The 15475-nt window shown below is 54.8% G+C and carries 14 protein-coding genes; 10 read left to right on the top strand and 4 right to left on the bottom strand.

Annotated features, from left to right (window positions below; translation table 11 throughout):
* Window positions 1-71: 71 nt before the first annotated feature.
* Together CK911_RS05300 and dcuC are read right to left on the bottom strand one after the other, a co-directional pair.
* On the bottom strand, window positions 72-1718 hold the full coding sequence (locus CK911_RS05300) for a bifunctional UDP-sugar hydrolase/5'-nucleotidase (protein WP_098969238.1): 1647 nt from the start codon (window positions 1716-1718) through the stop codon (window positions 72-74).
* 90 nt (window positions 1719-1808) lie between these two features.
* The gene (gene dcuC, locus CK911_RS05305; RefSeq protein ID WP_098969239.1) at window positions 1809-3161 is read right to left on the bottom strand and encodes an anaerobic C4-dicarboxylate transporter DcuC; all 1353 of its coding nucleotides are present in this window, start codon (window positions 3159-3161) and stop codon (window positions 1809-1811) included.
* 195 nt (window positions 3162-3356) lie between these two features.
* Between dcuC and CK911_RS05310 the strand changes: the two genes are divergently transcribed.
* Together CK911_RS05310 and CK911_RS05315 are read left to right on the top strand one after the other, a co-directional pair.
* Window positions 3357-3821 (top strand): hypothetical protein, encoded by a 465-nt coding sequence (locus CK911_RS05310; RefSeq protein ID WP_098969240.1) that lies wholly within the window; start codon window positions 3357-3359, stop codon window positions 3819-3821.
* A gap of 183 nt (window positions 3822-4004) precedes the next feature.
* Entirely contained in the window at window positions 4005-4601 is a 597-nt protein-coding gene (locus tag CK911_RS05315) for a DUF922 domain-containing protein (RefSeq protein WP_098969241.1), read from the top strand.
* Between the two features lie 240 nt (window positions 4602-4841).
* Here the strand turns inward: CK911_RS05315 and fadR are convergent, their stop codons facing one another.
* On the bottom strand, window positions 4842-5555 hold the full coding sequence (gene fadR / locus CK911_RS05320; RefSeq protein WP_042022486.1) for a fatty acid metabolism transcriptional regulator FadR: 714 nt from the start codon (window positions 5553-5555) through the stop codon (window positions 4842-4844).
* A gap of 335 nt (window positions 5556-5890) precedes the next feature.
* On the opposite strand from fadR, the gene nhaB reads away from it, so the two are divergent.
* The 7 genes from nhaB to CK911_RS05350 all read left to right on the top strand — a co-directional run bounded on the left by nhaB (window position 5891) and on the right by CK911_RS05350 (window position 12351).
* On the top strand, window positions 5891-7471 hold the full coding sequence (nhaB, locus tag CK911_RS05325) for a Na(+)/H(+) antiporter NhaB (protein ID WP_098969242.1): 1581 nt from the start codon (window positions 5891-5893) through the stop codon (window positions 7469-7471).
* 162 nt (window positions 7472-7633) lie between these two features.
* On the top strand, window positions 7634-8155 hold the full coding sequence (gene dsbB / locus CK911_RS05330) for a disulfide bond formation protein DsbB (RefSeq protein WP_042022488.1): 522 nt from the start codon (window positions 7634-7636) through the stop codon (window positions 8153-8155).
* Window positions 8156-8550: 395 nt separating this feature from the next.
* Window positions 8551-8691, top strand: a complete 141-nt coding sequence (locus CK911_RS05335; RefSeq protein ID WP_068978465.1) for a TIGR02808 family protein — start codon at window positions 8551-8553, stop codon at window positions 8689-8691.
* Between the two features lie 10 nt (window positions 8692-8701).
* Window positions 8702-8926, top strand: a complete 225-nt coding sequence (locus CK911_RS21110) for a hypothetical protein (protein ID WP_157774529.1) — start codon at window positions 8702-8704, stop codon at window positions 8924-8926.
* Window positions 8880-9437: a YaeQ family protein gene (locus CK911_RS05340; protein WP_042022489.1), complete on the top strand. Its 558-nt coding sequence runs from the start codon at window positions 8880-8882 to the stop codon at window positions 9435-9437. The genes CK911_RS21110 and CK911_RS05340 overlap by 47 nt, the downstream gene beginning before the upstream one ends.
* 12 nt (window positions 9438-9449) lie before the next feature.
* Window positions 9450-10334, top strand: coding sequence for an AEC family transporter (locus CK911_RS05345; protein WP_098969243.1), 885 nt, complete (start codon window positions 9450-9452; stop codon window positions 10332-10334).
* Between the two features lie 181 nt (window positions 10335-10515).
* Window positions 10516-12351: a sigma 54-interacting transcriptional regulator gene (locus CK911_RS05350; protein WP_098969244.1), complete on the top strand. Its 1836-nt coding sequence runs from the start codon at window positions 10516-10518 to the stop codon at window positions 12349-12351.
* Between the two features lie 362 nt (window positions 12352-12713).
* On the opposite strand, the gene CK911_RS05355 is transcribed toward CK911_RS05350, so the two are convergent.
* Window positions 12714-14285: an EAL domain-containing protein gene (locus CK911_RS05355; protein WP_052443848.1), complete on the bottom strand. Its 1572-nt coding sequence runs from the start codon at window positions 14283-14285 to the stop codon at window positions 12714-12716.
* A gap of 543 nt (window positions 14286-14828) precedes the next feature.
* Here CK911_RS05355 and CK911_RS05360 point away from each other — a divergent pair.
* A complete protein-coding gene (locus tag CK911_RS05360) occupies window positions 14829-15434 on the top strand; it encodes a hypothetical protein (protein WP_157774530.1) in 606 nt (201 codons plus the stop codon).
* Window positions 15435-15475: the final 41 nt, after the last annotated feature.

A 15475-nucleotide genomic window follows, 5' to 3' on the forward strand; every position in this document is an offset into this window, starting at 1 on the left:
AGGGAACCGGGCGCTTGCTGCGGCAATATTGGCCGTCAGGGGCATGTGGCAACAGCCATCCACCTCCTACATCAGCCGATGTACTCAATCAGGGGCGGCTGTGCTTCCAGCGTGGGCAGATGACGAGCCCAGCGGATAAAGGCGTCGGCCAGGGTGATACCGAGCTCCTGATTGTGCTGGGTCAGGGTACGTGCCAGCGCGGTGTAACCCTCCTTGCCGGAGGCGGTATAGGCACTGGATACCCCGCGATAGATCTGCTCGGCATTGACCGCTTGCCACTGGCCGGGGGAGGCTTCCCACTCCAGCCGGGTGATGCGCTGACCCTTGGGCCGATCGGCCTGATAGGTGAAGCGCACCCCCGCGGTGTAGGGGAAGCTGCCGTTGCCATTACCGATCACGCCGTTGTTGGTGGCGTTGTCGATAGCATTCTCCAGCGCTTCCGCCAGCTCGTGACCGTGCACCCGATAGAGGGTCAGCGGAATGGCAAACGGCAGCAGGCGACCGGCGATATCCGCTTCGCTCAAGGGGCCCGGCTCCAGCGAGCAGCGCACGCCACCGGCGTTGTGCAGGGCAAAGTCTACCTCGCCCACCTGTTCGCGGGCGGCGGTCAGCATGGCGTGGGCCACCAGCGGGGCGAGTTGGCTGCCGTGGGGCAGGTTGGCATCCGGCAGCCGCTGATGGGGCAACGGTGCCTCCAGTCGGGTGACGATGCGCTGACTCATGGTTTCAATTTCCGGCCGATAGCGTTTGGCCAGATGTTGTTCAAGCTGTGGGTCCGGCTCGCAGAAGGTAAGCCCAGCGGGCGGCGTGGCGGCGAACGGCCAGGGCTGCCAGGGGAGCCACTCCAGCTGGCCCTGACTCTGCACGACGCGGCCCGCCTCATCGAAGGTGAGCTCGCATACGCCGAGACAGAGGGCACTGTGGCCGGCGTGCAGAATGGCCACCCCGTTGTTCATCAGCGGATAGCTGCCTTCGCTTGGCAGACCGAGGGGCGTGAGATCCCCCAGCAGGCTGTGGGTATGGCCGCCGATGATGAGGCTGAGTTCGGGGAAACGCTCGGCCAGCAGCTTGTCCTGATCCAGCCCGAGGTGGCTCAGCAGCACGATATGCTGGATCCCTTCGCTCTTGATCTCCCGCAGCACCCGGGTGAGGGTGTCGGCCACTGCGTGGAAACGGGTGTGGGGATCCGGGTTGGCGATGGCAGCCATCTGGGCGAGGGTGATGCCGAGCAGCGCAAAGGGAACCCCGTCGATCAGCCGGCGATGCCAGGGCTGATGAGCGTCGTAGAGGTGGGGGATATCCCACAGCCCCAGCGGCGTGTCGGCTGGCTCCTGGCTGTTATCCAGATTGGCAGCCAGTACCGGAAAATCGAGCTGGCGCAAGAACTCCACCAACGGGCCGTTGCCCAGATCGAACTCGTGGTTGCCGAGCACCATGGCATCGGGGGCCAGCATGGCGAGCAGGTCGGCGTTGGCGCGCCCTTTGAAGCGGTTGAAATAGAGAGAGCCCTGAAAGGAGTCACCACCGTGCAGAAACAGAAAACGCTGGCCGGCCGCTGCAGCTTTGGCGCGCAGTTGGGTCAGTCGGGTCAGGATCCGGGCATAACCGCCGCACTGGGTACGCCACTGCTCTTCACCGACAGGGGAGAAGCTCATCGGCGCGCCATCGAAGTGGGAGTGGCAATCACTGAAATGGGCAAGTTGAACCGTAATACTCATCTCGGTCCTCCTTAGGGGGAAAATGAGCACCGAGTCTACTGCAAAGGGGGGGAGGATACCAGCCCGGCAGGGTGCCGGGCTGGTCAGCGATCAGGCGGGCACCATGATCTGGGTGGCAATGATCACCACCAGCAGGCCGACGCCCACCGGCAGGGAGGTACGTTTAACCACCTCGAACGGCGAAAGTTTGCCCATCCCCGCACAGGCGACCACCACACCGGAGACCGGCGAAATGGTGCGACCCAGGTTGGAGGCTTGCAGCATCGGGATCACCAGATAGGCCGGGTTGATGCCAAGGCTGCTGGCCAGGTTGGGGATCAGCTCCACGAAGGCGTAGAAGGGGGCGTTGCCCGAGCCGGTGGTGAAGGCGGCCAGGGTGGTGATCACCACCAGTGACAGCATCATGATCATGCCGCCCGAGCCGAGATCCTGGGCGTGGGTCAGCAAGGTGTCGATAAAGCCGATGGTCATCAGACCCTGAGCGAAGACACCGGCACCGACCAGCAGCATGACCACACCGGCAAAGGCATCCGCCATGTGACGCCAGCAGACCTGCAGCCCGTCGAGCAGCTCCTTGCCGTTGCGGATGCGGACAAGCTCCAGCAGGCTGGCCAGCACCATGCACATCACTATGATGGTGACGATATCCAGTTGCGGGCCCCATTTACCGTCAAATACCAGCACCCCGATGATGGGGGTAAACGGCAGGATGGCGTAGAAGGCGGGGGCTGTGGTGACCAGATCACCCGGGGCGACCGGCTCATTGTGCTCGCCAGACTTCTGATCCAGATAGCGCTGCCAGAAGAAGTGAGTCACTGCCATGCAGGCGATGGCAATCAGCGAGATGGGCAGGGTCAGCTTGAAGGCAAAATCCAGCAGCGGCATGTTGGCGGCTTGGGCAGCCATCACCACGTCACCGGAGGTCGGTGCCAGAATGATGGCGGCTGGCGAGGCGCACACTGCCGCAGCCGCGCCACGGGAGATCCCCATGTTGACCATCAGCGGGAACAGGGTGGCCATCAACAGCACGCCGAGGCCAGTGGCAGAGCTCACCGCCAGCGACATGGCACAGGCAACCAGATAGGCGGCAACCAGCAGGATGTAGGGGGACTTGATGATGCCGAGCGGTTTGCTGGCCAGCTTGACCAGAATGGTGTTGGCGCCGATATGGCTCATGTAGCCGGCGAAGCCGCACAGCACCATGATCAGCATCCCAAGTCCACCGCCACGGTCATTGAGCAGGAAGCGGATGTATTCGAAGATATCGGTCGCGATGTAACCGGTGCTGACCACCTTGCTCGGCAGTACCGGCTTGCCCATCATGGCGGTGATGACCAGCAGCAGCAAGCCGCCGCTCAGCAGCACCCCGGTCGCGGAGTATCCTTTGAAAATGGCACGGCCCACCACCAGGGTGACCAGGGTGCCAACGATGAGTTCCAGCATACGTTGCCTTCTGATTGGATGAGAGTGGGGGGAGTCTATTCCGATAGGGGTAGACTGGCGACTGGCAACCGGATGTTGTGTGAGCTAAATCAACGTTTAACCCCGTGAACAGCATTAAAGAAAGGTAAAGGCCCTTTACCCAGCGGGTTTGGCTACCTACCCTTGCCAGCCTTGGTTGTCTTTTGAGGCTTTTATATGGCGATTGGTGATGTTACAGGCGTTAAACGCTGCCTTTTTCTGCTTGCGCTGCTATTTTCACCTACTTGCGTGTTTGCGGTGACCAATGACGGTTTTCATCAAACCGGTCCTCATCAGGCGGTCGCCATGCGGCGTCTCATGGCGCCCCACTCTTACGGCGTAGTGGTTGTAGCCGAGGGGAACACACCCCGTTTTGCTGCGTTGGCATCCAAAACCACCGAAGCAAACTGCCTGGCCCGTCACGCCATCCGCGTAGATGGGGTCGCGCTGCTGGTCACTCCGCGATTCTATGCCAAAGAGGGAAAACGGGGTCTTTGCGAGCTGTGGCTCAACGAGGGCGCAGATCAGGACTTTTTTGCCAACCGTCTTAAAAATGATCATTTTATTCAGATAGATGGTCATGACATCAATGTGAAAAACTACCACCTCGATTGGCAGCGCATCAGCCGTCATGCTCAATAAAAATACAGTTTTGGCCTTGTGCCATACTCTGCTCACGCAACCTGTGAGCGTGCTCTGATTTCTGGGCGCATCATGGTATTGCGCCGCCTTGTCGTCACACATAGGCTATACCCGTCATCTGTGTGGCGGTGGGTTTCACCAAGGTTGGTACTCCGCCCGTGCAATCAAGGAAGGTAGTCTGGCATGGTCAGCAAGGTTTATGGAGTAGTGGGGGTCGGGTTGTTGCTGTTGCCCCTGATGAGTCAGGCTCAGCCGAGCCGACCGCAAGTGGTGCCAGAGTCCCGCATCAATGTCCGTTTTTATGAGGTCAATGCAACCAGCCCTGATCAGCTTGCCCGTGCGATCGCCCAGAGTGCCCCCAAGGTGAATGGCAAACCTGTGCTCGGTAAGGCGAGTTATCAGGTGGATTGGCAGCTGGATACCGAGCAGTTGCCGGGGCGCTGCCAGCTCAATCGGGTGACGGTGACCACCAACGCTACCGTGTTGCTGCCCCGCTGGCGTCAGAGCACGGACAGTAACGATCCTGCCCGTCAGCGCTGGGGACGGTTGCTTTCCAGCATGTTTGACTACGAATCCCGCTTCAAGGAGATGGTGCTGCAGGGGGCCAATCAGGTGGGCGGTGCGATTGCGGCGTTACCGGGCCATGGGGATTGTCAGGCGCTGCGCTATGCTGCGTGGGCGGCGGGCAGTGGCGAGCTGAACAAGGTCAAGGGACGGCTCGACGGATTCCAGCGTCAGACGGGTTACGGCGAACAGCTAGGGGTGCATTGGCCCAAGTGAGCCGTGTTTCGAGGCGCTGTTCCTGCCAAACCACCGCGATATAGCAAGAGTGAACCCATAAAACAATGCCAGTCAGTTAAGCCTGACTGGCATTGTTTTATGGGCTTTTGTCACTCTGTACAGCTGTTGTGGTGAGCAACCGGTGACTTAAAGGTGCTAATCCTCTACACCCGGCAAGGGGAGGTGTGTAAGAGGAGGCGGGAGTGATCCCGCCTCCTCCTCGATTAGGAGAGCGCAGGATCAGTTGTCACACAAATCACTGGGCATATCCTGCCGCAAGCGGGTCCACAGCTTGCCAGATTCGATACCGTACTGACGTACTGTCATAAACACGGCATCGTGATCTTTGGTCTCTGCCAGATTCAGTAGAGCCTTATAATAGGCGTCCGCGGTTTCTCTGGTCTGCTTGTCAGAGAAGTAGTAACTGCCTACCCGGCTATACAATCCCTTGAAACCGTTGAGGATCAAGGCGTAGATCGGGTTACCGGAAGCAAATGCCAGCTGGTGATGCAGACGATAATCGAACTCGGCATAGGCTTGCGCGTTTTTATCAACCGAGCCGGCACCACGCAGGATCTCTGCTGCCTGCTCCGGGTTATGACGGATCGCACCCCGAATGAAGATAGTGCAGATATGGGTACGAGCAGAGAGCAACTGTGCGACCAGCTCAGGTACCTTGTCTTGATCCAGACGGGCAAGGGTCTCCAGAATATTGAGACCAGAGGTTTCCCAAAAATTGTTTACCTTGGTTGGTTTGCCATGCTGGATGGTCAACCAGCCATCACGGGCCAACCGCTGCAACACTTCACGCAACGTAGTGCGAGTCACCCCGATCAACTCGGATAATTCACGCTCGGCGGGCAGAATTGATCCGGGAGGAAAGCGATTGTTCCAGATGGACTCGATGATGTATTCCTCGGCAAACCCTGCTGGGCTCTGCGCTTTTATGACCATGGATTAACTCTGTTGTAGTACGCAAAAAGGCGGCTGAATCATATCAAAGCAAGGAAGTGTGGCAAGTATAAGGTCAGTCCTCTGCTCACATATGCCAAATATAGTGTGATGGCAGTGCTGTTTATCCCATAACAGAAGCCAGATGACCCCGCCCTGCGGTGGTCGCAAAACAACCACATGAAGAAATATTCATCCACTATTATTTATAAACAGCCCCTTTTTTGATTAAAATCACGAGGAATCAGATAGATAAAAGCCAATATCGAGCGGAACAGGCGACACTATCCTTCACTGCATAGAAGCAGATCCTAACAACAGAGTTGAGACCCATCATCATGCCAATAAGCCTAGGGCAGGCATTCGCCAAGAACTTCTTGGGCAATGCACCACAGTGGTATAAAAACGCCATTTTGCTATTTCTGCTAATCAATCCGATCGCTTTTCACCTCGATCCTTTCATGGCCGGCTGGCTACTGGTTGTTGAATTTATCTTCACTCTGGCCATGGCCCTGAAATGTTACCCTTTGCAACCCGGTGGCCTGCTGGCGATTGAAGCCGTGCTGATCGGCATGACCTCGGCAGAGCAAGTCAAACATGAACTGGTGGCTAACATTGAAGTGCTACTGCTGCTGGTCTTCATGGTGGCTGGCATCTACTTCATGAAGCAGTTGCTGCTTTATGTCTTTACCAAGCTGCTGGTCGGGGTTCGTTCAAAAATCCTGCTCTCCCTCTCCTTCTGTCTGGTATCTGCCTTTCTGTCAGCCTTCCTTGATGCCCTGACGGTCATTGCCGTGGTGATCAGCGTCGCGACCGGCTTCTACGCCATCTACCACAGGGTGTCATCCGGCAAGGGTTTTGGTCATGAACATGACCACACCCATGACCAAGAGGTGGAAGAGGATCAGTATCAGACCCTCGAACAATTTCGTGCCTTTCTGCGCAGTCTGATGATGCATGCTGCCGTTGGTACCGCACTGGGTGGCGTCTGCACCCTGGTCGGTGAGCCGCAAAACCTGATCATCGGCGAACAGGCTGGTTGGCACTTTGGTGAGTTTGCCATTCGCATGGCCCCCGTTTCTGTGCCTGTCTTTATTTGTGGCCTGCTGACCTGCGTACTGGTGGAGAAGATGCAGTGGTTCGGCTATGGCGCCAAATTGCCCGACTCGGTACGCAAGATCATGGAGGAGTACAACCGCCATGAGAATGCCAAGCGCACACCGCAAGACAAAGCCAAGTTGATGGTACAAGCCTTGATCGCGGTCTGGCTGATCGTCGGTCTGGCGCTCCATCTTGCCGCCGTGGGTTTGATTGGTTTATCAGTGATAGTGCTGGCGACCTCGCTCACAGGTATTACCGAAGAGCATGCCTTGGGTAAGGCCTTTGAAGAGGCTCTCCCCTTTACGGCGCTGTTGGCGGTGTTTTTTAGCATAGTGGCAGTCATTATCGATCAACAGTTATTCAAACCGGTGATCCACTGGGTCCTGTCGGCCGAGCGGGATCAACAATTGGCGCTCTTCTATGTGGCGAACGGTCTGCTCTCCATGGTCAGTGACAACGTCTTCGTCGGCACCGTCTATATCAACGAAGTGAAAACCGCGCTGCTCAATGGTGCCATCGATCGCGCCCAGTTCGATCTGCTGGCGGTCGCCATTAATACAGGTACCAACTTGCCCTCCGTCGCCACCCCCAATGGCCAAGCTGCTTTCCTGTTCATGCTCACCTCGGCACTGGCACCGCTGCTGCGCCTCTCCTATGGCCGCATGGTCTGGATGGCTCTGCCCTACACCTTGGTACTGGGGGTGGTCGGGTTCTTCGCCGTTGAATTGCTGCTCGCCCCAACCACCGAGTGGTTCTATCAGCACGGATGGCTGGTGATGGAAAGTGCCCTGCCAGCGGTGCAGCCAGCGCTTCATTAATCCCATGCAACACAGCTCAAGGGCCCTCAGGGCCCTTTTTACTGATGACAACCCCCTGGCCGCCGATCCCGGGGGTTGACCTTGATGCACCGTTGGGGCCCTTTTCTTTTCGGTCATGCTCTGCTCTAATTCAGCCACTATTTTTTCTGTGAGATCAATCAGATGATCGAGTTTCTCCGCCGTTTAGCAGCCAATCGACTGGCCTGGGGTCTGCTGGCAGCCTCCGCCCTGTTCCTTGAGCTGTGCGCCCTCTTCTTCCAGCATGTATTAGGCTTGCATCCTTGCGTGATGTGCGTGTACGAGCGGCTGGCAACACTGGGTGTGCTGGCGGCAGGTCTGCTCGGCATGGTGGCGCCAGAGAAGTGGTATGTTCGCTGGAGTGCCCTGCTGCTTTGGGGCTATAGCGCATTCCGTGGCCTGCAGCTGGCGCTACAGCATGTGGATTATCAGGTTAATCCCTCACCCTTTAATGTGTGCAGCCCTTATGCCGACTTTCCGAGTTGGGCACCGCTTGATCAGTGGATCCCCTGGTTGTTTATGCCACAAGGGGATTGCGCTGAAGTGACCTGGCAATTCTTGACGCTCTCCATGCCCCAGTGGCTCGTGATCATCTTTGCCGCCTACCTGTTGGTGTTTACCGTGGTAGCCATAGGTAATCTGGTGAAAGGACGCTGCTGCAACTGATCATCACTGCCGCCTGAATACAGAAAGGGGTGCCATCTCGGCTAATGCCGAGCAGGTAAGGCGCCATTGAACGAGCCTTGTGATGTGTGAAAATCCGACACCCAGTAATGGGTGTCGGATTTTTTTATGTGTATCGAACTATCCCCGGGGTCGCATGCATCTGCCAGATGGCGGCGAGCCTGAAAGGGGACACGGCGGGTCATCTTTGGCAAGCATGGATAATGGATTGAATGGTGCAAAGAGAGGGCAAAACGTTGATCCAGCGCAAATGAACCCTGCATTTATCACTTTGGTGGCATAGGACCCAACCGCTTATTGAGTTCAAATAGTGGCATCAAGAGCGGAGCCAATATCCGCCAGAAGGAACACACCTTTCACCGGATGAAGGACAGAAAATGAGTTTTCTTGAACACACCATCTGGACAGTACTGGGATATGGGGTGATGCCCTTTATCTTTCTGAGCGGATTTGTGGCGGTGGCAGTAACCTGCTGTGTGCTGCTCAATGCGTTCGGGGTGCAGTCCGCCGAGAAGTGAGTCGCTTCTCATGACCGCCAAATGCCAGTCTTCGGACTGGCATTTGTTTTTTGAGTCTTTTAAAGCACTTATCTGCGCTGAGGTAGGGGAAACTTTGGCTGAGATGGTCGAACCTGACCGCTATTTTGATTACACTGGCGGCCGTATTTTCCATTCACACGTTTTTACTCAGGTGTTCAAGGTTATCTATGGCGCTCAAGGCTACCGTATTCAAGGCCCAAATCAGCTTGTCTGATATGGACCGCAATGTGTATCAGGATTTTTCGCTCACGCTGGCCCGCCACCCTTCCGAAACCGATGAGCGGATGATGATCCGTCTCGCTGCCTTTGCCTGGCATGCGGCCGAACGACTGGAGTTTACCAAAGGGCTGAGTGCTGATGATGAGCCCGAGCTCTGGCACAAGAATTACACCGACGAAATTGAACTTTGGATCGAGCTGGGGCAGCCCGATGAGAAGCGCCTCAAAAAGGCCTGCAACCGGTCCCGTCACGTGGTGCTCTATCTCTACGGCGGCCGTGGTACAGCCGTCTGGTGGAAGCAGAACCAGGGCAAACTGAGCCAGCACGACAACCTCAGCATCATCGAGCTGTCAGATAGCCAGACCTTGCCGTTGACCGCCATGGTTGAGCGCACCATGCACCTGACCTGCACCATCTCTGAAGGCCAACTGTGGGTCAGCAATGGCACACTGGATGTGACGCTTGATCCGGTCGTGCTGATGGGCAAGCCGGCTCACGAGCTATAACGGAGTCTGGTCATGTTCAGCGCCCTGCTCAATATCGTCATTCCGGTGTTCGGGGTCGTGATGCTCGGGGCACTGTATGGGCGATGGCGACCGGGGGCTGCGCTCGGTTACGTCAATCTGGCCAATATCGAGTTGTTTACCCCGGCGCTGGTCTTCTCCGCGCTGGTCAAGTATCCACTGGCGCTGGGGGCTCATCTGCCGCTGATTGCGGCGGGGGCGCTGGTTATTCTGTTACCCGGTCTGCTGCTTTCCCTGCTCAGGTTCAAGGGGATTGAGCGGGCGGCGCTGATCCTGCCCGCCATGTTCCGCAATACCGGCAACCTCGGTATTCCCCTGATGGTGCTTGCCTTTGGTGAGCAGCAGCTCGGGGCCATCGTGATCCTGTTTGTGCTCTCCAACCTGCTCCACTTCTCGGTCGGCATGTTTATCCTCTCGGCCAACACCTCCCGCTGGCTCTGGTTGCGCAGTCCGGTGCTGTGGGCCGCGCTGGCCGGTTTGCTGGTGGCCAACCTGCATATCACGCTGCCGGAGTATGTGGTGACCACGGCCTCCTTGCTTGGCCAGATCTCGGTGCCCTTGATGCTGTTTGCGTTAGGCATTCGCCTGATGGAAGGGAAGCTCGATCACCTTGGTCTTGCACTCAAGTGCAACCTGCTCTATCTGCTGGCGGGTGGATTGTCGCTGCTGCTGGCGATCTGGTTGTTGCCGCTCAAGACAGAGTGGATCCCGCTGTTGATGTTGTCGGTCTCGCTGCCGCCAGCCGTGCTTAATTACATGCTCTGTGAGCAGTACCACTGTCAGCCGGATAAGGTGGCCAGTATCGTGCTTGGCGGCAATGCCCTCTCGGTGCTGGTGATCCCGCTGGCGGTCTGGCTAGCGCTCCATTTGCCACTATAGATTTGAAATTATCTTCTATTGCCCTGTTTTCATTGGTTTTATTCCCACATCTTAACCCGTAGTAAATGCGGGTGATTTTCCCTTTTCGTGATCCCCCCCGAAGTAGTTGCTCCTGATATCCCTTAGTATCTGGCCAGCATGACTCCCCTTAGAGGGAGCTCAATAAGAAAAGGAATGATGGATGAGCTCCGTGAGCAACCAATGTTTGTTGATGCAGATCCAGCCGACCATCTTGCGTTTTGCCAAGATGCTGGCGAGTGTGCTGCAGCTTGAGGTCGAGATTGTGGATGCCGATATGGTGCGGGTGGCTGGCACCGGGCCCTATGGAAAGTTCTTCGGTCGTCAGCTGGAGGGGGATTCCCGCCTGCTGCGCTATGTGATTGATAACCAGCGGGAGAAGATCGTTACCCATACCAGCGATGATCCGGTGTGTGACGGTTGTACCTGCAAGGAGAGCTGCCGTGAGCGCGCTTTCCTCGGAGTGCCGATCATGGTGGACGAGCGCTGCATCGGGGTGATCAGTCTGGTGGCGTTCAACGCCGAGCAGCAGGCCCGCCTTAACAACAATTTGCAGGATGTGTGCGACTATGTGCGCCATATCTCGGCCATCTTCGTGGCCAAGCTACTCGATTCGCGCGGGCTGTCGGACGGGGTCAACAAGGTGTTCCTCAATCTGATGACCAACATGGATCAGGGTTGCCTGCTGCTCGATGACAAGAGTCAGCTGCTCTACGCCAACGAGGCGGCGCTCCATCATCTTGGTTGCCAGCAGGAGCAACTGCAGGGGCGCGAGCTGGGGATCCGTTCGCTCACCTTCTCCCAGCAGGGGCTGAGCGGCCATCTGCAGCACATCATCACCTTTGAAGATCGTCAGGAGCTGATCATCGGCCAGTTGCACCATGTGCAAGGCCAGCAGCTCTTTCTGATGGCCTTTCACCAGTCCCACTCCGGTCTGGTTCCTGAGCCTGATCCGGATACGCGGATTGATCAGCTCATCGGCGAGAGCAAGCCGATCCGCACCCTCAAGCGATTGCTGCACCGCATCGCCCTGAGTCCCTCCAGCGTGCTTATTTGCGGCGAGAGCGGCACCGGTAAAGAGGTGGTAGCCCGCGCCGTCCATCGCTTGAGCCCGCGTCAGGACAAGCCATTCATCGCCATCAACTGCGCCGCCATTCCTGAACAACTGCTGGAGAGCGAGCTGTTTGGCTACGTCAAGGGATCGTTTACCGGCGCCTCCAGTGGCGGCAAGCAGGGCCTTATTCAGGCTGCTCATCAGGGCACCCTGTTCCTCGACGAGATTGGCGATATGCCACTCACCATGCAGGCCAAGCTGCTGCGGGTGCTGGAACTGCGGGAGGTGACCCCCATCGGGGCCAGCCGACCGGTGCCGGTGGATATTCGCATCATTGCCGCCACCCATCAGCATCTTGAGCAGTGCATCGCCGAAGGGAAGTTTCGTGAAGACCTGTTTTATCGCATCAACGTTATCCCGCTCAACCTGCCGCCGCTGCGGGAGCGGGAAGGGGACGTGGAGCTGCTAACCCACTACTTCCTCAACCTCCACACCAGCCGGATCGGCATTGTTTATCCCGGTCTGGCGCCCGAGGTAATGGCATTGCTCAAGGGGTATCGCTGGCCGGGCAACGTGCGCGAGCTCAGCAACCTCATCGAATATCTGGTCAACGTCAGTCAGGCGGGCGAGGTGATTGACGCTAGCCTGCTGCCCCCCAATATCATCCGCAATCAAGAGCCCCATCCCGTGATGGCCCAGTCGATCCCGCTAACCAATCTGGATGCTGCATTCAATGTGCCTACTACAGCAACGCTCGCGGAGATGCCGGAGAAGCTGCCTGAACCCGTTCCGGGTGAGAGTGGCCTTGAGAGCATGGAGAAACAGATGATTGAAGAGACTCTGCAGCGGCTGGGTAACAAAAAACTGGCCGCCCAGGCACTGGGGATTGGGATTGCTACCCTCTATCGCAAGATAAAGAAGTACGAGATTGCCGTGCAGAGCTGAGGATCTGGCGGCGTGTATCCGGCCCGTGTGATGTGAGTGATGACACGGGCTTTTTCTTGGTGTTCGGGGTGACCCGTCATGGCCTGCGATCTGAGGATTTGTAGTGGGTGAAGTACCTTCGTCACTATCTGCAACGTGATCGAAGTGGCTCATTTTCGCAGGTAAAAGCAGAGCTGTGAGCGATGCGTTCGAGCTCTGCGGGAGAGAGGAGTTGAGTGAGATAGTGGTTGGCACCAGCCATGGCTTCGTGCGTGGCAGTTTTGTTTGGCGATAAAATCAGGTCACAAACGAAGCTTTTTCATATCTATTTCAATCGGTTGCAGCTAAAAATCCTGCATGTAGTGAGAGATAACAGTTTGGCGTTAAGGAAGCCACTCTGCGATGAACTGCTCGATGGGGATCGGGCGACTGAACAAGTATCCCTGCAACAGATCTACCCCTTGTGAGCGCAAGTAGTCGCGCTGTGCTTCAGTTTCTATCCCTTCTGCGACAAGTCGCATATTCAGTGATTTGCTGAGGGTAATCAGCATGTCGAGAATGGGCGCCGAGACGGAATCAGAGTTGATCATAGAGACGAAACGCTGATCAATTTTCAGAAAATCAAAGTTGAATTGCTGAATATACGCCAGGCTGGATTGACCTGTACCAAAATCATCCAGTGCCAATGGGATGCCCATCTTCTTTATTGTATGGAAGAATGCCTGATTGGCATCGGTATCTTCCAATAACACGCGTTCGGTCAGTTCCAATAGCAAAATGCTATTGCTGGATGGAAAACTGTCAATAAATGAAAGACAGTCAGCAATTAATGTGTCGTCCGAACATTGTTGTGCACTGATATTAAAACCAAAATGAAAGTTATCCGGCAGCTGGGAGGCGTATGGTTGCATCTTTTTCGCTACCTGCTGCATCAAGCTGGTGGTGATAGGTGCGATCAAGTGCGACTCTTCCGCGATAGAAATAAAGGCGTCAGGAGGGATCATCCCGAGTTCAGGATGTTGCCAGCGCACCAGCACTTCTGCACCAAGCATGCGTCCAGATTGGCTATCTATCAAGGGTTGCAAATAGGGCACCAGTTCATTGTTTTTCAGTGCCCGTGACAACTCAGACAAGAGCGATTTTGGCTTGCGCACCATAAACCAGGTATAAATGGTCGCGAGAAGGGATAGCATAATGACAAACCCAGCCAAAATAGGCTTTTTCATAAAAAGAGTTGCCGTACGGTCAACATTGACATAGCCAGAGTAGACAATATAGGGGTATTTTTCCGATTCAATAGTATAGCCACCCGTTTTTTCTAGCACCGGCGCACGCTTCATTAACATGCCATTTGAGTCAACCCAGATATCTCCTACCTTCATATATAGGTCATTATTGTATTTTGCCATGCCGAATAATATTTTTAAATATAACCCATCAATGACACTGAGTGCTGCACTTTTCGCGATATTGTTTCTGACGATCAATCCACCTCTGGTTGGCATGATTGGGGTGCCAGTGACAAGTTTTAATGTGTAATTGCCAGGGCTATAAATAAATGTATCACCAGAGAATGAGGTGCAATACAGGAAGTTGTCTTTAACTAAATTAAGGGTGCGGACATATGGTGTGGATGCAACATATTTTTTTAGCGTCTTGCTTATATCCGAACAGCTTTTGTCATTTAACGAAATGATTTTTTCGTTGGTTTGACTCGAGTAGTCAATGGCGTTGTCTAACAGTTCAATAGTGTGCTGTGCAGAGCGTTGTGACTGCATAGTCAGATCATGGATCTGTTGCATTGAGATGGCAGCTATACCAAAGATAAGACAAGTGACTCCGGTGAGCAGCGGAAATATGAGTTGCTTATAGTGCCATGACTCTTTGCGAGCAGAGAAAAGGGGGGCTGCATTTTTAGTATGCCCGTTGGTCGTTCGATCATCAGATAGCGTCATATAGGTGCATTATCTTCAATGTTTTAATAGGGATTGATTTCTATATTCAACACTAAGCTATAAATGAGAGGGTTTTTTGACTCAATGTGCGGGATTCTTGTTAAATGGCGAATGGCGCCATTTGGTAGCAAGCAAGATAGCCATAACTTACTGATTTAACTTTGTTTATTTTGACAAGACAAAATGGTTATAACTAAACATTGAATGGCCGTTTGTTTTTTCGCAAAAAATCAAAATACTCGTGCGTATTAACAAGTTTTGTTCTATCGGCTCCATATAATGGCGGCTGTGGTGGTTTAGCCTTGCTATGAAATCTTGATGGCACATCTTGTTGGTGCCGTATGGTAGTGATGATGATAAGCAAGAGTCGTTAGCCAAATCTTATGACATATATCTGCGCGATGATGTACCTGTTTTATACAGCAGAAGTAACACCATCATAAATGCATGAATGACATATGGTTTTGTTGATGCTGACGTAAAAAGTCAAAACACAGTCGCATTTTGTAAAGAACCACACAGTGAATTCAATAGAATAGCGACATGAAAAATGATGTCTTTGAATCACATTTTTCAGTGCATCGATTGAATGCAAAAAAATTATATACACCAAGAGGAATAAAAATGAAAAAGAGCATGATTGTTATGGCTTCCGGCCTGGTATTGATGTCTGCTGCAGCCAATGCTGCCCTGCCTACCACTCAGGCTGCTGAGACCCTGACCTGGAAAGGTCTGGTGCCGTTCTCTGTTGCCACTGATGACCTCATGATTACCGGTGATCTGGGCGGCCCGATCCGTGCAGGTTTCCTGAACGTTGAGAAAGATGGCACCTTCAGCTCTACCGCCATCAACGTAGAAGCGCATGACAACACTGGTGATGCGGCAAGTCCAGCGGCTGGTGATCCCATTGCGGGTGATGTTGTATGGGGTCTGGCTTCCTATTCCATCGATGCCTCCACTACCGATATGAGTGGCGCCAATGTCAAGTTTGTTGCCGATGGCAGTGCTCTGGATATCGGTACTCCGCTGACTGAAGATTATGCACTGGCTGTCAACGTCTCCAATGATGCTGCTATCACCGATATTGCTCCGGGTGAGCGCATCCAGGTTAGTGCCGTTGTGACTGCTGAACTGCCAATTCTGCCGTAATTAGCAGATAACAGTCCAAGTTTGATGTATTTATCACGCCT

The organism is Aeromonas sp. CU5, assembly GCF_002586745.1.
GTDB lineage: Bacteria > Pseudomonadota > Gammaproteobacteria > Enterobacterales > Aeromonadaceae > Aeromonas > Aeromonas sobria.